The 17903-nt window shown below is 66.7% G+C and carries 17 protein-coding genes; 6 read left to right on the top strand and 11 right to left on the bottom strand.

Annotated elements, in window-relative coordinates; translation table 11 throughout:
• The first annotated feature begins 166 nt into the window (after positions 1 to 166).
• Positions 167 to 1048, top strand: a complete 882-nt coding sequence (locus E8F12_RS27165; RefSeq protein ID WP_280328316.1) for a neutral zinc metallopeptidase — start codon at positions 167 to 169, stop codon at positions 1046 to 1048.
• A gap of 34 nt (positions 1049 to 1082) precedes the next feature.
• On the opposite strand, the gene E8F12_RS27170 is transcribed toward E8F12_RS27165, so the two are convergent.
• The gene (locus E8F12_RS27170) at positions 1083 to 1871 is read right to left on the bottom strand and encodes an IclR family transcriptional regulator (RefSeq protein WP_280328317.1); all 789 of its coding nucleotides are present in this window, start codon (positions 1869 to 1871) and stop codon (positions 1083 to 1085) included.
• A 103-nt stretch (positions 1872 to 1974) separates the two neighbouring features.
• On the opposite strand from E8F12_RS27170, the gene hmgA reads away from it, so the two are divergent.
• Both hmgA and fahA read left to right on the top strand, forming a co-directional pair.
• A complete protein-coding gene (gene hmgA, locus E8F12_RS27175) occupies positions 1975 to 3270 on the top strand; it encodes a homogentisate 1,2-dioxygenase (protein WP_280328318.1) in 1296 nt (431 codons plus the stop codon).
• A gap of 1 nt (position 3271) precedes the next feature.
• A complete protein-coding gene (gene fahA / locus E8F12_RS27180) occupies positions 3272 to 4576 on the top strand; it encodes a fumarylacetoacetase (protein WP_280328319.1) in 1305 nt (434 codons plus the stop codon).
• Positions 4577 to 4615: 39 nt separating this feature from the next.
• Here the strand turns inward: fahA and E8F12_RS27185 are convergent, their stop codons facing one another.
• Positions 4616 to 5164 (bottom strand): hypothetical protein, encoded by a 549-nt coding sequence (locus tag E8F12_RS27185; protein WP_280328320.1) that lies wholly within the window; start codon positions 5162 to 5164, stop codon positions 4616 to 4618.
• A gap of 234 nt (positions 5165 to 5398) precedes the next feature.
• Between E8F12_RS27185 and E8F12_RS27190 the strand changes: the two genes are divergently transcribed.
• The gene (locus E8F12_RS27190) at positions 5399 to 5836 is read left to right on the top strand and encodes an anti-virulence regulator CigR family protein (RefSeq protein WP_280328321.1); all 438 of its coding nucleotides are present in this window, start codon (positions 5399 to 5401) and stop codon (positions 5834 to 5836) included.
• Positions 5837 to 6013: 177 nt separating this feature from the next.
• On the opposite strand, the gene E8F12_RS27195 is transcribed toward E8F12_RS27190, so the two are convergent.
• The 6 genes from E8F12_RS27195 to E8F12_RS27220 all read right to left on the bottom strand — a co-directional run bounded on the left by E8F12_RS27195 (position 6014) and on the right by E8F12_RS27220 (position 12647).
• A complete protein-coding gene (locus tag E8F12_RS27195; RefSeq protein WP_280328322.1) occupies positions 6014 to 6667 on the bottom strand; it encodes a methionine ABC transporter permease in 654 nt (217 codons plus the stop codon).
• On the bottom strand, positions 6651 to 7730 hold the full coding sequence (locus E8F12_RS27200; RefSeq protein ID WP_280328323.1) for an ATP-binding cassette domain-containing protein: 1080 nt from the start codon (positions 7728 to 7730) through the stop codon (positions 6651 to 6653). Before E8F12_RS27200 ends, E8F12_RS27195 begins: the two co-directional genes overlap by 17 nt.
• Before the next feature lie 166 nt (positions 7731 to 7896).
• Positions 7897 to 8694: a MetQ/NlpA family ABC transporter substrate-binding protein gene (locus tag E8F12_RS27205; protein ID WP_280328324.1), complete on the bottom strand. Its 798-nt coding sequence runs from the start codon at positions 8692 to 8694 to the stop codon at positions 7897 to 7899.
• Between the two features lie 32 nt (positions 8695 to 8726).
• Positions 8727 to 10193, bottom strand: coding sequence for an LLM class flavin-dependent oxidoreductase (locus E8F12_RS27210; protein WP_280328325.1), 1467 nt, complete (start codon positions 10191 to 10193; stop codon positions 8727 to 8729).
• On the bottom strand, positions 10193 to 11401 hold the full coding sequence (locus E8F12_RS27215) for an SfnB family sulfur acquisition oxidoreductase (protein WP_280328326.1): 1209 nt from the start codon (positions 11399 to 11401) through the stop codon (positions 10193 to 10195). The genes E8F12_RS27210 and E8F12_RS27215 overlap by 1 nt, the downstream gene beginning before the upstream one ends.
• 10 nt (positions 11402 to 11411) lie before the next feature.
• Positions 11412 to 12647 carry an SfnB family sulfur acquisition oxidoreductase gene (locus tag E8F12_RS27220; RefSeq protein WP_280328327.1) on the bottom strand — a complete coding sequence of 412 codons (1236 nt, stop codon included), beginning with the start codon at positions 12645 to 12647 and terminating at the stop codon, positions 11412 to 11414.
• A gap of 638 nt (positions 12648 to 13285) precedes the next feature.
• Here E8F12_RS27220 and E8F12_RS27225 point away from each other — a divergent pair.
• Complete coding sequence (locus E8F12_RS27225) at positions 13286 to 14455, top strand: CBS domain-containing protein (RefSeq protein ID WP_280328328.1); 1170 nt, start codon at positions 13286 to 13288, stop codon at positions 14453 to 14455.
• 83 nt (positions 14456 to 14538) lie between these two features.
• Here E8F12_RS27225 and E8F12_RS27230 read toward each other — a convergent pair whose 3' ends face one another.
• Entirely contained in the window at positions 14539 to 15399 is an 861-nt protein-coding gene (locus tag E8F12_RS27230) for a LysR family transcriptional regulator (RefSeq protein ID WP_280328329.1), read from the bottom strand.
• A 78-nt stretch (positions 15400 to 15477) separates the two neighbouring features.
• Positions 15478 to 16455: a YafY family protein gene (locus E8F12_RS27235; protein ID WP_280328330.1), complete on the bottom strand. Its 978-nt coding sequence runs from the start codon at positions 16453 to 16455 to the stop codon at positions 15478 to 15480.
• A gap of 126 nt (positions 16456 to 16581) precedes the next feature.
• Here E8F12_RS27235 and E8F12_RS27240 point away from each other — a divergent pair, with 126 nt between their 5' ends.
• Positions 16582 to 17289: a glutathione S-transferase family protein gene (locus tag E8F12_RS27240; RefSeq protein WP_280328331.1), complete on the top strand. Its 708-nt coding sequence runs from the start codon at positions 16582 to 16584 to the stop codon at positions 17287 to 17289.
• Positions 17290 to 17394: 105 nt separating this feature from the next.
• Here the strand turns inward: E8F12_RS27240 and E8F12_RS27245 are convergent, their stop codons facing one another.
• On the bottom strand, positions 17395 to 17838 hold the full coding sequence (locus E8F12_RS27245) for a nuclear transport factor 2 family protein (protein ID WP_280328332.1): 444 nt from the start codon (positions 17836 to 17838) through the stop codon (positions 17395 to 17397).
• Positions 17839 to 17903: the final 65 nt, after the last annotated feature.

Consider the following 17903-nt stretch of genomic DNA (forward strand, 5'->3'; position numbering starts at 1 on the left):
GGTACTCCGGCGACTGATGGGTGCCGGGCATTCAAGCAGTGCCAGGTTGCCATCATGTGACAGGTATCTCACTCGCGCGGCATGACCCGGCACCATCGCGATGCCGGTGGCGAAGCGGCAGGGAAGGTACAACACTGAAGTTCGACACGTTCCGGAGCCCGCCACCATGCCCGCAAAAGCCGTTGCCCCGACACCCCGCAAGGGCCTGCTGCTCCGCTTGCTGCGCGGACTGGCCTGGGTGCTGATCATCGTGGCGGTGGTCGGCGTGGCGCTCTACCTGGCCTTCGGTCCGGCGCACCTGTTCGATCGACTGAAGCCCGCTCCGCCCGCGTTTCCGGAACAGGTCACCGCGTCCCCGGACCCCGTCGCCGCGGCGCCGGTGCCGGCCGCGGCGAGCGCGCCTGAAGACACCCGGGAACTGATCGCCCTGGTGATGGGTAGCGTCGAGGATATCTGGGGCGAGTTCCTTGCCCGTGGTGACTACGTCTACAGGAAACCCCGGCTGGAACTCTACGAAGGTCGGATCGAGGCAGCCTGCAAGCAATCGGGAGCCGTCAGCGGGCCCTTCTACTGCGCTGACGAGAAGCGCATCTACCTCGATCTCACCTACCTGGACGAATTGCGCAAACGCGCCCCGGAGGTGAGCGACTTCGCTCGCACCTACGTGGTGGCCCACGAAGCCGCCCACCATGTGCAGAACCTGTTGGGAACCACTGCCTGGATCAAGGAGTACGGCGAGCGTGGAGAGATGGCGGAAGGCCCCCGGAGCGTGGAAGAAGCCCAGGAGCTGCTGGCTGACTGCCTGGTGGGCAGTTGGGCCAGCTATGCCCAGCGCAAGTATCCGTGGTTGAAGCCCCAGGATGTGGAGAAGGCGCTGAAGGCGGTTGCCGCGCTGAGCGAGGAACGCGCCGGACGCCAAGGCCAGCCCCCTATGCCCGACCCGCTCACCCTGGGCAGCGTCCAGGCGCGCACGCACTGGTTCACGCTGGGCTTTGAAAGCGGCGACGCCAGGGAATGCAGCCAGCTGTTTGGTGGCGTTGCGCAATAGCGCATCGCCGCAGCCCTTGCGGGCGCGTACGCCCCTACTCCGGCTGCCGTCCCCCCATCCGCAAGCTGATGGCTTCAGCCGCCTGGTGCAGGCGTTCGGCGGCCGAGCCCTGGGTATCGGCGCGGAACACGCTGGCGGCGCCGACCACGGTGATGACCCCGGCCAGCTTGTCGCCAGTGGCAAACAAGGGCGCCGACAGGGCGTTCACTCCCGGCATCAGCAGGCCGTGCACCGGGTGCAGGCCGGTGGCGCGGATCTGCGCCATCTGCTCCTGGAGTTCGGCGGCGCCGGGCGCATCCGGCAACGCCAGCTCCTCGTCGCGCAGGAAGGCGGTCTCGGCCTCGGGCAAGTAAGTGTTGAACACCAGGCCCGTGGACGAGCCCAAAAGCGGCAGCACCGAGCCCACCTGGGTCACCAGGGTCACCGCGCGCAGAGCCTGCTCCACATGGACCACGGTCGGTCCCTTGTTGCCCCAGACGGCGAGGAAACAGGTTTCGTTCAGCGTGTCGCGCAGCTCCACCAGATGCGGCATGGAGACTTTCACCACATCTAGCCGGCCGATCGCGGCCAGGCCCACCAGCAGCGCCTCGCGGCCCAGGCCGTAATGGTTGGTGGTGGCGTCCTGCTCGGCGAAACCGCTGGCGATCAGCGCCTGCAGGTAACGGTGCACCTTGCTCGCCGGCATGCCGACGTGTTCGGCCAGCTTCGACAGCGAGGTGGCCGGCGCGAGCTCCGCCAATCCCTTGAGGATGTCGGTGCCCACTTCCGCAGCCTGCACCTTCTGTCGCCGGGGTGCGCCCGCGTTGTCGTTTTCGCTCGTCATGTGCTGGCCTTGGTTGGAGAGGGAGGGCGCTGTTATAGCTTGACCCTTTGGGGCTTTCAAATTACGTTATGCGTAATCAAATTACAAAAACAGAGAGGTCGCCATGGTCTCCCCTACACCGCTCCACTACCAGTCCGGTTTCGATAACGAGTTCAGCAGCGAGGCGCTGCCGGGCGCCCTGCCCGTCGGGCGGAACTCCCCGCAGCAAGTGCCCTACGGCCTCTACACCGAACTGCTCTCCGGTACCGCCTTTACCGTGCCGCGCAGCGAAGCCCGGCGCACCTGGATGTACCGCATCAAGCCCTCGGCCAATCATCCGACGTACCAGCGCCTGGAGCGCCAGATCGCCGGTAATCGCCTGGGTCCGGTCACGCCCAACCGCCTGCGCTGGAACCCGCACGACATCCCCGCCGAGCGCACCGACTTCATCGACGGCCTGGTGACCATCGCCGCCACCACCGACGCCGAGCAGGCCTCGGGCGTCAGCGTGCATCTGTTCCGTGCCAACGCGTCGATGCAACGGGTGTTCTTCAATGCCGACGGCGAACTGCTGATCGTTCCCGAGCAAGGCCGCCTGCGCATCGCCACCGAACTGGGCCTGCTGGAGGTGGAGCCGCTGGAGATCGCGGTGATCCCGCGCGGCATGAAGTTCCGCGTCGAGCTGCTGGACGCCAGCGCCCGCGGCTACATCTGCGAGAACCACGGCGCCGCCCTGCGCCTGCCCGACCTCGGGCCCATCGGCAGCAATGGCCTGGCCAACCCACGTGACTTCCTCGCGCCGGTGGCCCATTACGAGGACCTGGATGAAAACGTAGAGCTGGTGCAGAAGTTCCTCGGCGAACTCTGGGCCACCGAGCTGGACCACTCGCCCCTGGACGTGGTCGCCTGGCACGGCAACAACGTGCCCTACAAGTACGACCTGCGCCGCTTCAACACCATTGGCACCGTGAGCTACGACCACCCGGACCCGTCCATCTTCACCGTGCTCACCTCGCCCAGCGACACCCACGGCCAGGCCAACGTCGACTTCGTGATCTTCCCGCCGCGCTGGATGGTGGGCGAGAACACCTTCCGTCCGCCGTGGTTCCACCGCAACCTGATGAACGAGTTCATGGGCCTGCTCCAGGGCGCCTACGACGCCAAGGCCGAAGGCTTCGCCCCCGGCGGTGCCTCGCTGCACAACTGCATGAGCGCCCACGGGCCGGACAACGCCACCACCACCGCCGCCATCGCCGCCGACCTCAAGCCGCACAAGATCGACAACACCATGGCCTTCATGTTCGAGACCTGCCGGGTGCTGCGTCCCAGCCAGTACGCGCTGGAGTGCCCGCAGCTGCAGAACGACTACGATGCTTGCTGGGCCGGCATGGCCAAGACATTCGACAAGGGCAGGATCTGACATGACCCAGATAGACAACCGCCGCAGCTGGATCGACTCCGCCAACGGCCACCCCGACTTCCCCCTGCAGAACCTGCCGCTGGGCATCTTCAGCCCGAGCGGCGCCTCGCCGCGCGGCGGCGTAGCCATCGGCGACGCCATTTTCGACCTGAAGGCGGCCAGCGACGCCGGCCTGTTCAGTGGTGAAGCCGCCGAAGCCGCCCAGTCCGCCTGTGGCGACAACCTGAATGCCTTCTTCGCCCTCGGCGCCTCCGCCCGCCGCGCCCTGCGTGCCCAGCTGCAGGAACTGCTGGCCGAAGGCAGCGCCGCCCAGGAGCGCCTGGAAGCCATGGGCCAGGCCCTGCTGCTGACCGCGACCACTTGCCAGCTGCACCTGCCGGCGCATGTCGGCGACTACACCGACTTCTATGTGGGCATCCACCACGCCAACAACGTCGGCCGCCTGTTCCGCCCGGACAACCCCTTGCTGCCCAACTACAAGCACGTGCCCATCGGCTACCACGGCCGCGCCTCCACCGTCTGCGTCTCAGGCACCCCGGTGCGCCGCCCGCTGGGCCAGACCATGCCCCCGGGTCAGGAAGTGCCGAGCTTCGGCCCCAGCAAGCGCCTGGACTACGAACTGGAACTGGGCATCTGGATCGGCCAGGGCAACGAGATGGGCGAGTCCATCGCCATCGCCGGCGCCCAGCAGCACATCGCCGGCTACTGCCTGCTCAACGATTGGTCCGCGCGTGACGTGCAGGCCTGGGAATACCAGCCACTAGGCCCCTTCCTGGCGAAGAACTTCGGCACCACGGTATCGCCCTGGGTGATCACCGCCGAAGCCCTGGAGCCCTTCCGCAGCGCCCAACCGGCACGCCCGGAAGGCGACCCGCAGCCCCTGCCCTATCTGCTCGACGAGGCCGACCAGGCCAAGGGCGCCTTCGACATCGAACTGGAAGTGCTGCTGCTCACCGCCGCTATGCGCGAGCAGGGCCTGCCGCCGTACCGCCTGGCGCTGAGCAACACCCTGAACATGTACTGGACCGTGGCCCAGATGGTCGCCCACCACAGCGTTGGCGGCTGCAAGCTGCAACCTGGCGACCTGTTCGGCTCCGGCACCCTCTCCGGGCCGCAACCGGACGCCTTCGGCAGCCTGCTGGAGAGCACTTTCGGCGGCAAGCAGGCGATCAGCCTGCCCAGCGGCGAACAGCGCACCTTCCTGGAAGACGGGGATGAAGTGGTCTTGCGCGCCCGTTGCCAGCGGGAGGGCTACCCCAGCATCGGCTTCGGCGAATGCCGTGGGGTGTTGCTGGCAGCGCGTTGAGGTGAGTGGGGGCAACCAGATGGTTGCCCCCAGTCGTTTCTAGCGGTCGTTCTTGCTGTCGTTCTTGGTCGAGGAAGATTCGGCCTGGGAGCGGCCGCGGGCGTTGTGATCACCGGGCGTCGTCTCGGAAACGGCGCGGGCGTTGGCCAGGCCACGGCTGTCCTTGTCGCGGGCGACAGCGGAGGTGGCGGTCCCATGACCCTTGTCGTCATTGCGCAGGCTACCGTAGCGGTTGCCCTTGTTCTCGCCATTGCGGGTGGCTTTGCCGGTGTGGTCGGCGTCCTGGCCGTAGCTGTTGCCCCTGCCGGTATGGTCGCCGTCACGGCCATAACCATGGCCCTTGCCATCGTGACTGCCGGCATGGCCACCGCCGACACCACCGCCAAAGCCGCCACCGTGGCCGCCACCGTGACCACCACCATGGCCACCACCGCCACCGGCACCACCACCGCCGCCACCGCCACCGCCACCGCCGTTGCCGCGGGCATAGGCGGAGTCGACCAGGGACGCACCGCCCGGAAGGACGGTGCCGGCCGCGAAGACCATCGCACAGGTGGCCACGGCCAACAGGGTTTTCTTATTGATCAATTTGGAGCCTCCAGAGGCTTGTTTCACGGTTAGCCGTGAGACTCTCGCCGCAGGCGCAGGTTCACGTCCGGGAGACGAGCGGGCGATCCCGACGACGCCTGGTTCGACAGATTTTGAACGCGGTCATGTTTCGATCCCCTCTGAACTGCTTTTTTTCTGCGATAGTTGCCGCGCTCCCCCCGCTTTTCGCAGTCCATCAGCAGGGGAAAACCGTCCCTCACGGAGGCCAAGGACATGACCAGAACCCGTACCCTCATCGCAGCATTCACCAGCCTCGCCCTCGTCGCCGGCTCCCCGGCCCTTCTGGCCGACCCCGGCAAGAACAAGGGCCATGGCAACTCTGCCCAGCACGGCAACGCCAGTAACCAGGGTGGCCAGGGCAGCAACTGGTCCGGGAGCGGCCCGCAGCTGGATATCGGGGGCATCCGCATCGTCCTCGACGACAACCGCGAATACTGGGGCAACGCCGACGCCCTGCCGCCGGGCATCCAGAAGAACCTGGCGCGTGGCAAGCCGCTGCCGCCGGGAATCGCCAAGAAACTCGACGGCCGCCTGGTCAACCGCCTGCCCCACTACGAAGGCTACGACTGGGTCCGCGCTGGTACCAACCTGATCCTGGTGGCAGTGGCCACCGGGATCATCTACGAAGTGCTGCAGGACGTGATGGATTGAAGGACCTCCGCCGCCCTCTCCCTGTAGGGGCGAATTCATTCGCCAAGGGCGGCGAAGCCGCCCCGTAGGTTGGTGCGGGCCACGCTGGTCTGAGGAACGAAGCCCAACGTGGGATTGCCCCGAAAACGTTGGGCTTCGCTTAGCTCAGCCACAACCTACGACGTTCCCACCCGCACCTTACGCGCGCTTGTTCAACACCCGCGCCAACCTGTCCCCACCTAACTGGATCAGGCTCACCAGTACCACCAGCAGGATGATCACCGTCAGCATGATCTGCGTATCGAAGCGCTGGTAACCGTAGCGGTAGGCAAGGTCGCCCAGGCCGCCGGCACCGATGGCGCCGGCCATGGCCGAGGAGTTGATCATGGTCACCAGGGTGATGGTGAAGCCGCCGACTATTCCCGGCCGCGCCTCCGGCAGCAGCACGTTGCAGATGATGTGTCGGCGCTGGCAGCCCATGGCCTGGGCCGCCTCCACCAAGCCGAAATCCACCTCCCTCAGGCTCACCTCGGCGATGCGCGCGAAGAACGGCGTGGCGGCTATGGTCAGCGGCACCACCGCCGCCCAGACGCCGTAGCTGGTACCCACGATCAGGCGGGTGAAGGGGATCAGCGCCACCATCAGGATCAGGAAAGGGATCGAGCGCAGCACGTTCACCACGCTGCCAAGGCTGCGGTTCAGCAGACGCGCCTCGAAGATACCGCCGGGGCCGGAGGTGACCAGCACCAGCGCCAGGGGAATCCCCACGAGGAGCACGATCAGCGACGAGGCGCCGATCATCAGCAGCGTGTCGAGGATGCCCTGCAGCAGGCGATCAAGCATGGGCGACATAGCCGAGCACCTCCGCCTTGTCCGCCAGGGGCCGTGCCCGCTCCAGCAGCTCCAGGCCACCCCGCCCAGCCAACGCGGCGCTTAACAGCAGATGGCCCTGGGCGCGGCCCTGGATGCGATCGATGCCGCCGTGCACCAGGCTCACCCGCGTGCCCAGGACCCGGGCGATGGCCAGCAGGTCCGGCTCGCGGCCGCTGGCGCCGGTGAAATGCAGGTCCAGCAGCAACTGGTCGGCGCCTTCCCGGGGTTGGCTGACCAGCCGTGCCAGCAGATCGTCCGGCAAATCGTGGCGCAGGGTACCGAGCAAGTTACGGGTGACCTCGTGCTGCGGATCACCGAATACCTGCCAGACCGGGCCCTGCTCCACTACCCGGCCGCGCTCCAGCACCACGACCCGGTCGCAGATCTCACGGATCACCGCCATCTCGTGGGTGATCAGCACGATGGTCAGGCCGAGGCGCCGGTTGATGTCGCGTAGCAACGCAAGGATCTGTTGGGTGCTTTCCGGGTCCAGCGCCGAGGTGGCCTCGTCGCACAGCAGTATCTGCGGCTGGTGCACCAGCGCCCGGGCTATGCCGACGCGCTGCTTCTGGCCGCCGGAGAGCTGCGCCGGGTAGGCGTCACGCTTGTCCGCCAGGCCCACCAGCTGCAGCAGCTCGGCGACCTTGCGCTCGATCTCCACCTTGCCGACGCCGGCCACCTTCAACGGCAGGGCGACGTTCTGCCAGACCGTCTTGGCCGACATCAGGTTGAAGTGCTGGAAGATCATGCCCACCCGGCGGCGCAACAACACCAGTTGCTGTTCGTCGAAGCGGCCGATGTCTTCTTCGTCTATCACCACCTGCCCGGCACTGGGCCGTTCCAGGCGGTTGAGGGTGCGGATCAGCGACGACTTGCCGGCGCCGCTGCGGCCGATGACGCCGAACACCTCGCCCCGGCGGATCTCCAGGTCGATGCCCTGCAGCGCCTGCACCGGCCCCTTGCTGCCCTGGTAGGCCTTGCCCAGCCCCTGCAGGCGGATGTGCGGCAAGTCCAGGCGAATGTTGCGGTTGAAGCTGACCATGTAGGGCCTCTCGATATTCAGTTGAGTCCTGGGGTGAGCCAACCCTGTGGGGGCGAATTCATTCGCTATGGGCAGCGCAGCTGCCCCCTGGAAGTCCCACGGGCGAACCTGCGGTCCGCTCAGCGATTGAAATCGCCCCCACAATGGCTCCGCCGAGCCGCATGCATCACTCCCAACCCGGCTGGTAGAGCTTGCCGTGTGCCTTGTCCAGCGCCGCACGCACTTGTGGAGAATGCTGGTAGATATCCACGAACCGGCCCAGGCGGCCGTCATCCTGGTAATCAGCGCGGGTGACGAACTGGATGATGTATTCCTTGTTCTCGATGCCGTCGAACAGCAGCGCGCTGTTGGGGTCGAGGGTGCCGGCCAGGCGGATGTAGTGCGGGTAGCCCTGGGCCAGGTCGACGTCATCCAGGGCACGCACCAGCTGCACGGCTTCCAGCTCGATGATGTCGATCCCCTTCGGGTTCTCGACTATGTCGTCCAGGGTCGCCTTGTAGCCCACGCCATCCTTCAGCTTGAGCAAGCCGGCCTTCTGCAGCAGCTGCAGGCCGCGGCCGCCGTTGATGGGGTCGTTGGCGATGGCCACCTTGGCGCCTTTCGGCAGCTCGGCGATGGACTTGTACTTCTTCGAATAGAGCCCGACGTTGTTGATCACCCCGGGGGCGAAGGGCTTCAACTGGAATCCACCTTCCTTCTTGGCGTTTTCCAGGAAAGGCGTGTGCTGGAAGTAGTTCACGTCGATATCGCCGGCCGCCAGTGTGATGTTCGGCGAGTTCCAGTCGGTGAACTCCACCAGCTCGACTTTCAGGCCGGCCTTGGCGGCCTCTTCCACCGCCACTTCCAGCGGCGGGGCGAAGGCGGCGGTGGTGCCGACCTTGAGGGTCTTGCTGCCGGCGCCATGGGCGATGCCGGCGGCCAGGAGCAGGCCGAGGGTGAGGGTTTTCAGAAGGTGTTTGTGCATGGATGTAGTCCTTTGGAATGTCTTGATGGGAATCAGCTTGTAGGGGCGAATTCATTCGCCAAGGAGCGTGCAGCGCTCCCGGGGTCCTCGAAGGGCAGACCTTCGGCCTGCTTGGCGAATGAATTCGCCCCTACAGAGGAAATTCGCCCCCTGGAAAAAGCTGCGCCGCGATGATCGACCGGCAACCGGTCCCCAGCGCCGAACAACTTGTGCCGCAGCGTCCCCTCCGCATACGCGGTCTTGTACGCCCCGCGCGCCTGCAGCTCGGGGATCACCAGGTCGATGAAGTCGGCGTAGCTTTCCGGGGTGACGATGCGGGTGAGGTTGAAGCCGTCCAGGCCGGTCTCGTCCACCCAGCTGAGCAACTCGTCGGCCACCTGGGCGGGCGACCCCACCAAAAGGATGTAGCGCCCGCCCAGGGCGTGCTGCTCCAGCAACTGGCGGCGGGTCAGGCTGTTGTCCTTGAGCTTGCTGGCAGCCGATTCGATGGCGTTGGTCTTCACATAGGGAATCGGTTCATCCAGGGCGAAACGGGCGAAGTCGATGCCGGTAGAGCTGGCGAAGTGGGCCACGCCGGCCTCGGCGCTGGCGTAGGCCAGGTACTCTGCATGCCTGGCGCGGGCCTCGGCCTCGGTGGGCGCGACAATCACGCTGATGCCCATGAACACTTTCACCCCATGCGGATCACGACCGGCGGCCAACGCGGCGGCGCGTACCTTGTCCACCTGGGCGCGGGTGGCGGCCTGGCTGTTGCCGCTGATGAACACGCACTCGGCATGCTCGCCGGCAAAGCGCAGGCCACGGGACGATGAGCCGGCCTGGAACAGCACCGGCGTGCGCTGCGGCGATGGCTCGCAGAGGTGATAGCCCTCCACGTTGAAGAACTCGCCCTGGTGGCGGACCTTGTGCACCTTCCCGGGCTGGGCGTAGATGCGCCGCTGGCGGTCATTGACCACCGCGCCGTCTTCCCAACTCCCCTCCCAGAGCTTGTAGAGCACCGCCAGGTACTCGTCGGCCTGGTCGTAGCGGCGATCATGCTCCACCTGCTGTGCCAGCCCCATGGCGCGAGCGGCGCTCTCCAGGTAGCCGGTGACGATGTTCCAGCCGACCCGGCCTTCGCTGAGGTGATCCAGGGTCGACATGCGCCGGGCGAACAGATAGGGCGCGTCGTAGCTCAGGTTGGCCGTGAGGCCGAAGCCCAGATGGCGGGTCACCCCGGCCATGGCGGAAACCAGAAGCAGCGGATCGTTGACCGGCAGCTGGATGCTCTCCTTCAGGGTCAGGTCCGCACCGCCCTGGTAGACGTCGTAGACGCCCACTATGTCCGCCAGGAACAGCCCGTCGAACAGGCCGCGCTCCAGCAGTTGGGCCAGTTCGGTCCAGTAGGAAAGCTTGCGGTAGTCGGTCGAGCGATCCCGCGGGTGGGTCCAGAGCCCGTGGTTGATATGCCCCACGCAGTTCATGTTGAAGGCATTGAGGAGTATCTGCTTGCGCGCCATCAGATAGTTCCCCGGCGTGGCGGCAACTGGTCGTTGAGGTAGAAGTTGCCCACCGCGTGGTACTTCCAGCGCACCGGGTCGTGCAGGGTGTGCACGCGGGCGTTGCGCCAGTGGCGATCGAGGTTGTGCTCGGCCAGGCTGGCGCGGCTGCCGGAGAGCTCGAACAGTTTGCTGGCGGCGGCCAGGGACACTTCGGTGGTCAGCGCGCGGGCCTCGGCCACGCCTATGGAGGCTGCGGCCACGGTCTCGGCGTTCGGTTCGGCGGTGGCGGCATCCAGCAGGTGGCCGGCGCGGTCGAGGATGGCTTCGGCGGCATGCAGGCGGATGGCCAGGCGGCCGAACTCCTGGATGGCCAGCGGGTCGTCGCGGGCTTTGTCCACCCCCGCGTCGATCCAGGGCCGCGAGCGGGTGCGGACGAACGCCAGGGCGTCCTCATAGGCGGCGCGGGCGATGCCGGCATCGATGGCGGCATGCAGGATCTGGGCGAATGGGCCGACCGTGGTGGGCCGCTCGAAGGCGGCCTGGAAGGAGACCAGGTCCTCGGTCCTGACCGGCACATTGTCGAAGACCACCGAACCGCTGCCGGTGGTGCGCTGGCCGAAGCCGGACCAGTCGTCGATCACGCTCAGCCCCGGGGCATTGCGTGGCACGAAAGCCAGGTACTGGTGGCCGTCCTCGGCCACCACCAGGGTGGGCACGCGGTGGGCGTAGAGGGCCCCGGTGCAGTAGAACTTGCGGCCATGGATGCGATAGCCGGCGCCTTCCTTGATCAGCCGGGTGTTGCGGTCGTTGGCGGTGCGCGTGCCAATCTCGGCCAGGGCATTGCCGAAACGCTGGCCGGCCAGGGCGGCGGCGAACAGGCGGCGCTGCTGCACCTTGCTGCCATTCACCCGCAGCACTTCGAGGGCATAGAAATGGTTCTGCGGAATCTGCCCGAGCGAGGCATCGGCGGCGCTGATGATGGCGATCACCTGCGCCAGGGTCACCCGCGAAACGCCCGCGCCACCGTGCTCCCTGGGCACGCTGATGCCCCAGAGGCCCGAGTGGCTGAAGACTTCCAGCTCCTCATGGGGCAGGCGCCGCTGGCGGTCGCGCTCGGCGGCACCGGGTTTGAACTCGGCGGCGATGCGCCGGGCCACGTCGAGGGCCTCGGCATCGTCGCGGATGACGGCGACATGGGCCTTGGGTGCTGCTTGCAGTAAGGTCATGACGAGCTCCTCAGATCCAGGAATGGCGTGCCGGCCTGGTGCCGTTGAGGTGGTAGGCGCCAACGGCCTGGACCTTCCAGCGCACCGGGTCGTGCAGGGTGTGGACGCGGGCGTTGCGCCAGTGGCGGTCGAGGTTGAACTCGGCCAGCGTGGCGCGGCTGCCCGCCAGTTCGAAGAGCTTCTCGCTGGCGACCAGGGCGATCTCGGTGGTCAGCACCTTGGCTTCGGCCACGGCAATCGAGGCGCGGGCGGCGGACTCGTCGTCGATGGGCGCGGCGGCCACTTCGTCGAGCACCTGCGCGGCCCGCTCCAGCAGCGCGTTGGCGGCGTTCAGTTCGGTCTTCAGGCGGCCGATCTCGGCGATGCTGTAGAGCTCCTCGCTGGCCCGTTCGACACCGGCGTCCACCCAGGGACGCGAGCGCTCGCGGATGAAGGCGATGGCGTCGTCGATGGCGCCCTCGGCAATGCCGGCATCGATGGCGGCCTGGATCAATTGCGATACGGCGCCCTGGATGCTCGGCACCTCGGCCAGGCGGCTGTTGTGGAAGACCAGGTCGTCGGCCACCGGCGCGTTGTCCAGCAGCACGCTGCCACTGGCGGTGGTGCGCTGGCCGAAACCGGACCAGTCATCGACTATGCGCAAGCCCGGCACGCCGCGCTCAACCAGGCCGAGCACGCCGACCCCGTCGTCATCGATGGCCTTGACCGCGACCCAGTGGGCGAAGAGCGCGCCGGTGGAATAGAACTTCTCGCCGCTGACCGCCAGGCCCTGCTCGGCACGTCGGATGCGCGCATTGATCTCCAGCGTGTGCTTCGTATTGCGCTCGGGACCGGCATTGGCCAGCCGACGCCCGTCGATGATGCCGGCGTAGACCTTGCGCTTCTGCGCCTCGCTGCCGACGCTGTCGATCACACTGAGCAGGCCGAACTGGTTCTGCGGGATCTGCCCCAGGGCCGGGTCGGCGGCGCAGATGATGCGGAACACCTCGGCCAGGGTGACGTGGGACACCTCCGCCCCTCCGTATTGCCGGGGAATGCGGATGGCGCCCAGACCCAGGCGGGTGAAGAGCTCCAGTTCGCGCCAGGGCAGCAGGCGCTCACGGTCGCGTTTCGCGGCGTCGATCCTCGCCTGCTCCGCCACCTCGTGCGCGGCGCGCAGGGCCTGTGCGTCGTTCTCGATCAGCGCCGCCGGGAGCAAGGGCGGGGCTTCATCACGCAATACCTTGGGTGCGGTTTCGATTGTCATGGGTAAGGCTCTCTTCCCTGGATGTCTCGCCGCGGACAGCCGCGGCCTTGCATGCAGAGGGATAAAGCACAACCCATGCCTGAATTATTTTTCCTTTAAATTCAATTAGTTATATGAAATAGCCAACAACGCCGAGCGAATTAAGCAGGCAACTTGCTGGCCAGGTGTTGCTGGCGCAACACGTGTCCGCATGACGTTTAATGCAAAATCTCTGCACTCAAACACCAATAACATTCATTAGCCCGCTACCCAGTCCGCCCCTTAGCATGCTCGACATCCCGACGCCCGGCCCGGCCGGGGCTTGCACAAGCAAGCCTCCCGAGGAACCGCGCGCGAGAAAAAGACGTTTCCATATCCAAGGATGGAGCCCCCACCCCCGGTGGGATTGAGGGGCCCCGGGGTCTGTACGAAAAGTCGCCGAGTGAAGGTCAGGCTAGGAAAAAATCGGTGAGGGTGAGGAAGCGGAATTGACTGCTGTCAATGAGCATTACTCGCTTCGCTCGCCCTTCGGGCCGCGCTGAAGCGCGTTAGCCGCGAGCGGCTTTCCGAACCGATTTTTAACGACGCATCACCGAACGTAGGCACTTTTCGTACAGAGCCTAGCGGCCTCTCCCTTTATCAACTGCCCAGTACCTGCCATGCCCAAAAACCCTCTGCGCCTCTGGCTGCAGCGCCTGCTGCCGGATGCGAGCAACGCCCCTCCGCGGGAGTGGCTGCGTGCCGCCCTGGGCGGCTGCATCGCCGTTGCCCTGGCCGCCTTCGTCTGCTCCCGGCTGTACGGTGCGGACCTGGCATTACGCCTGGCCGCCCCCTTCGCCGCTTCATCCTTGCTGCTCTTCGCCGTGACCTCGAGTCCCGTGGCCCAACCCTGGCCCGTGGTGGCCGGCAATGTGCTGGCGGCGGCCATCGGCCTGCTGGTCGGCCACTGGGGCCTGCCGCCGCTCGCGACCGCCGCGCTGGCCTTCGGCCTGACCCTGGTGGGCATGCAGACACTGCGCTGCCTGCATCCACCGAGTTGCGCGGTAGCCCTGGGCGCGGCCCTGGGTGGCCCGCTCTTCGCCGAACAGGGCTGGCACCTGCTGCTGCCGGTGCTGCTGGGTTCGCTGCTGCTGGTGGGCACCGCGCTGGTGTTCAACAACCTCAGCGGCACGCCTTACCCGCGCAAGCCGGCGCAACCGGCCAGTGGTCCGCACCTGACCGCCGACCCGCTACCCGGTGAGCGCAACGGCTTTGCCGAAGTCGACCTGGACCGTGCCCTGGCCGAGTTCGGCGGTTTCGTCGATGTCACCCGCGACGACCTCCAGCGCCTGCTCCAGCTCACCGAGAAACATGCCCTGAGGCGCACCATGGGCGACCTGCGGGCGGCGCGGATCATGTCCCGCGACCTGCGTACCATCACCCCGGAATCCCCGATCAGCGACGCCTGGCGACTGCTCGATCGCCATCACCTGAAGGCCTTGCCGGTGCTCGACGACAAGCAGCGGCTGGTGGGCATCCTGACCCTGTCCGACCTGCTCGGGCATGCCGCCGGCACGGTGCCCCGCACCCTGGCCGAGCGCTTCCGCGCCCGTCGTGAAGCGCCGGTCTCCAGGCTGATGACCCGCCCGGTGCGTTGCGTAACCGTGGATACGCCGGTGGTGGAACTGGTCTCGCTACTGTCCGACCAGGGCCTGCACTGCCTGCCGGTGCTGGATGACGGCGGGCGCCTGGTGGGCATCGTCAGCCAGAGCGACCTGATCGCCGCGCTCTATCGCAACTGGCTCAAGGACCTGCACCAGCAGCCGACCGCGCTGAAACTGGCGAGCTAGCGGGTAGGGTGCGCTGCGCGCACCGGAGACTCGGCACGGGATTTGCGGTGCGCGCGGCGCACCCTACCCCCAAGGGACTGTCGCTAGATCGGGTCCCAGCGCCGGGACCAGTCGATATCCTCGGCCACCACCTCGCGCAACACCTCGATGGCCTGGCGCAGTGCCGGGGAATCCTTCTCGCGGGAGTAGACCAGATAGGTCGGGTAGGTGAACTCCGGCGCCTTTTCCACCCGCTCCAGTTCGCCGCTGTCCAGGTGCCCCTGCACCACGCGAGTACGGAAATAGCCGGAGCCGCCGCATTGCAGGATGTAGTGCAGCGCCAGCGGGCCGAGGTTGGTGGCCAGCACGGCGCTGGCCTTCTCCGGCAACGCGGCATCGTGGCGCTGGCGGAACTCGGGGCCCCAGTCGTTGTAGATGTAGGGCTCTGGGTTGGTCGCCGAACGCACCTGGATAAGCTTCTCCTCCAGCAGCAGTTCCACCTGCAGGCCCGGCCAGTAGTCGGGCCGGTAGACCAGCGCCGCATCCAGCACGCCGCTCTGCAGTTGCTGCTGCAGGTAACCTGCCTCGCCGACCTCGGCGCGCACCGCATGGGCAGGCATGCGTTCGCGCAGGCGAATCACCCAGTTGAGCACCAGCGGGCTGCACAGGCTCACCTCACCGCCCAGGTTGAGCACGTCGCGGTAGCCCTGGGGCAAGGGCAGGTCACGCCGCGCCGCTTCCCAGGTCTGCACCAGTTGGTTGGCGTAAGCGACGAACACCTCGCCATCGGCGGTCAGGCGCGCGCCCGCGCGATTGCGCACGAAGAGTCGGCAATCCAGCTGCTGCTCCAGGTTCTGCACCCTCGCAGTGATGGTGGTCTGGGTGACATGCAGGCGCTCGGCGGCAGCGACGAAGCTGCCGGTACGAACGATTTCCAGGAAAGTGCGTGCCAGGTCGATATCCATGGAACTGCTCGGGGTTGCGGCGGGAAGGCCGAGTTTAACGGCTGGCGGGTAGCATCGCTCCACCTTGTAGGCGCGAATTCATTCGCGAAAGCAGGTCTTCCCTCGGGCTCGCCCGACCAACCGCCGCAACCTGTCCGCGCGGGCCCTGATTTCCACTCGCAATGCCTCGGGCTCGATCACCTGGAAATCGAACGGCAACTTCATCAACTGGCGCGCGAACCAGCTCATGCTGTCGGTACGGGTACGCAGCAGCACGCCCTCCTCCACGGGCTCCAGCAGGCCGATGCCGCTGTCCAGTTCTTCAGCGGCACGGGCCAGGTCGCAGCGCAGCACCACCGCCACTGCGGTCGCCCGTGGCAGTTGGGCGATGCTGCCGGTGAGGAAGGCCGCGGCATCGAAATCCAGCGGGCGCTCGAAGCGGGTTTCCAGCAACCGCAGCGCCTGCATGCGGTCCAGGCGGAAGCTGCGCAGGTCGCGGCGCAGGTGGCAGTAGCCGCTCATGTACCAGCGCCCGGCGCGGTAGACCAGGCCGTAGGGATTGGCCTCGCGCTCGCTTGCCGTGCCGTCGCCGGAGCTGTAGGCGAAGCGCACCCGCTGGCGGCCCTGCACCGCGCCGGCCAGGTCCAGCAGCCAGCGCTCGCTGGTAGCTGCTCGGGAGCCCGGCAGGTCGAGGGTGGCGGCCTCGCCCAGGGCGCGCAGGCGCGGTTTGAGGTTGGCCGGCATCACCCGTTCCAGCTTCGCGCGGGCGCTGGCCACCGCCGGAGCGGCCTGCTCCAGGCCAAGGTTGTGGGCGGCCAGCAGGCCAAGGGACAGGGCGAGGGTTTCTTCATTGGTGAACATCATCGGCGGCAGCTTGAAGCCGGCCACCAGCCGATAGCCGCCGTGGCGGCCGCGCTCGGCGGTCAGGGGAATGCCCATCTCTTCCAGGGTGGCGATATAGCGCCGCAGGGTGCGGCCATCCACTTCGAGGCGACGTGCCAATTCGCTGCCGCTCATCTGGCCATGGGTCTGCAGCAACTCCAGCACGGCGAGGACGCGGGTGGTGGGATTGGGCATTCGCGGGCTCCAGATAATTTTTCGAAAGTGAAAAAAAATTAGGGCGGAATATAGCCTGATTGCCCATTAAGTTGCTCCCACGGCCAACAAACACGGCCTTTCATCACCACATCAGGGAGCAAGACTATGGAACCCGTTCTTTTCTATGGCGTGCCGCAAGGCTGTTCGTTCGGCTCGATCGTGGCGCTGGAGTGGCTCGGCCAGCCCTACCGCCTGTGCCGCGTGGAAATGCTCGAACATTCCTGGGACCCGTTGTTCGCCCGCATCAACCCGCTGAACAAGACCCCGGCCCTGCTGCTGGAAAGCGGCCAGCCCGTCAGCGAAAGCCTGGCCATACTGCTGAACCTCGCCGGCCGTGCGCCGGGCGGCGAGCTGTGCCCGTCCCAGGGCAGCCCGGAGTACGACCGCCTGAACCAGATGCTGGCCTACCTGGTGACCGATTTCTTCGCCGCCTTCGCGCCGCTCTGGGCGGCCTATGAGATGGCCGACGCCGACGAGACCACCAAGGCGGTGTTGCAGAAGCTGGGCCACGTCGGCGTGCGGGTGCAGTGCGCCTACCTGGATGGGCTGCTGAAGCACAGGCAGTGGCTGCTGGGCGAGCGCCGCAGCCTGGCGGATGCCTACTTCGCCGGGGTCAGCCGCTGGGTGGAGTACATGAAGCTGTTCGACCTGGGCCAGGACTTCCCCCACTTGCAGCGCTACCTGCTGCGGCTGAAGGCCGACCCGGCGATCACCTTCGCCCGCGCCATCGAGGACGGCGAGCCGGCACGCAGCCGGGGCGGTTTCCTCGGGCATGTGACGCTGACGGAGCTGGAGCCCCGATTGGCGGCATAGCACCGCTGCCGGGTTGATGCCCATGTAGGAGCGAGCTCTGCTCGCGAAGTACCCCCTGCCGGGCCATTCGCAAGCAAGCTCGCTCCTACGACTCTTTCATGCCGATCAGGGCTGGAGGTCGAACAGGGCCTTGTTGCTTTCCACATCGAAGGGCGCGGAGAAGTGCTCGTGGATGATCTTCCACTGCCCGCCGCGCTTGACGTAGCACTGGGTGCCACGCATCCAGCTGGTCTGCACCACGCCATCCTGCTCGCCGCCGCAGCGGACCAGGCAGTGCAGGAAGGCCACGCTGGCGTCGGCGTGGATGGTCGGCTCGGCCGGCTCGAAAATGCCGTCGCCACCGCACATTTCCATGCAGTTGCGCCAATGCTGGCCGTAGGCTTGGGCGCCCTTGAACTGCAGCTGCAGGATGGCGTCGTAGGCGACTATGTCGTCGGCATAGCAGGTCATGATGGCGTCCACGTCCTTGGCGCGGGCGGCCTTCAGCCACTGGTTGAAGACGTCGTGAACTTCCAGTTCGGCGGTGGCCTTGAGGGTTTCGCTGCTCATGGTGGTTCTCCTCGGTTCCGGGAAAGTGTTCCGACCGGCTGCGGGCCGGTGGGTACACCTTTGGT

Origin of the sequence: Pseudomonas sp. BN102 (assembly GCF_029871245.1) — a bacterium.
Lineage (GTDB): Bacteria > Pseudomonadota > Gammaproteobacteria > Pseudomonadales > Pseudomonadaceae > Metapseudomonas.

Coding starts and splice junctions, on each gene's coding strand:
- E8F12_RS27165 (WP_280328316.1), top strand. CDS start 167: ATGCCCGCAAAAGCCGTTGCCCCGACACCCCGCAAGGGCCTGCTGCTC.
- E8F12_RS27170 (WP_280328317.1), bottom strand. CDS start 1,871: ATGACGAGCGAAAACGACAACGCGGGCGCACCCCGGCGACAGAAGGTG.
- hmgA (WP_280328318.1), top strand. CDS start 1,975: ATGGTCTCCCCTACACCGCTCCACTACCAGTCCGGTTTCGATAACGAG.
- fahA (WP_280328319.1), top strand. CDS start 3,272: ATGACCCAGATAGACAACCGCCGCAGCTGGATCGACTCCGCCAACGGC.
- E8F12_RS27190 (WP_280328321.1), top strand. CDS start 5,399: ATGACCAGAACCCGTACCCTCATCGCAGCATTCACCAGCCTCGCCCTC.
- E8F12_RS27195 (WP_280328322.1), bottom strand. CDS start 6,667: ATGTCGCCCATGCTTGATCGCCTGCTGCAGGGCATCCTCGACACGCTG.
- E8F12_RS27200 (WP_280328323.1), bottom strand. CDS start 7,730: ATGGTCAGCTTCAACCGCAACATTCGCCTGGACTTGCCGCACATCCGC.
- E8F12_RS27205 (WP_280328324.1), bottom strand. CDS start 8,694: ATGCACAAACACCTTCTGAAAACCCTCACCCTCGGCCTGCTCCTGGCC.
- E8F12_RS27210 (WP_280328325.1), bottom strand. CDS start 10,193: ATGGCGCGCAAGCAGATACTCCTCAATGCCTTCAACATGAACTGCGTG.
- E8F12_RS27215 (WP_280328326.1), bottom strand. CDS start 11,401: ATGACCTTACTGCAAGCAGCACCCAAGGCCCATGTCGCCGTCATCCGC.
- E8F12_RS27220 (WP_280328327.1), bottom strand. CDS start 12,647: ATGACAATCGAAACCGCACCCAAGGTATTGCGTGATGAAGCCCCGCCC.
- E8F12_RS27225 (WP_280328328.1), top strand. CDS start 13,286: ATGCCCAAAAACCCTCTGCGCCTCTGGCTGCAGCGCCTGCTGCCGGAT.
- E8F12_RS27230 (WP_280328329.1), bottom strand. CDS start 15,399: ATGGATATCGACCTGGCACGCACTTTCCTGGAAATCGTTCGTACCGGC.
- E8F12_RS27235 (WP_280328330.1), bottom strand. CDS start 16,455: ATGCCCAATCCCACCACCCGCGTCCTCGCCGTGCTGGAGTTGCTGCAG.
- E8F12_RS27240 (WP_280328331.1), top strand. CDS start 16,582: ATGGAACCCGTTCTTTTCTATGGCGTGCCGCAAGGCTGTTCGTTCGGC.
- E8F12_RS27245 (WP_280328332.1), bottom strand. CDS start 17,838: ATGAGCAGCGAAACCCTCAAGGCCACCGCCGAACTGGAAGTTCACGAC.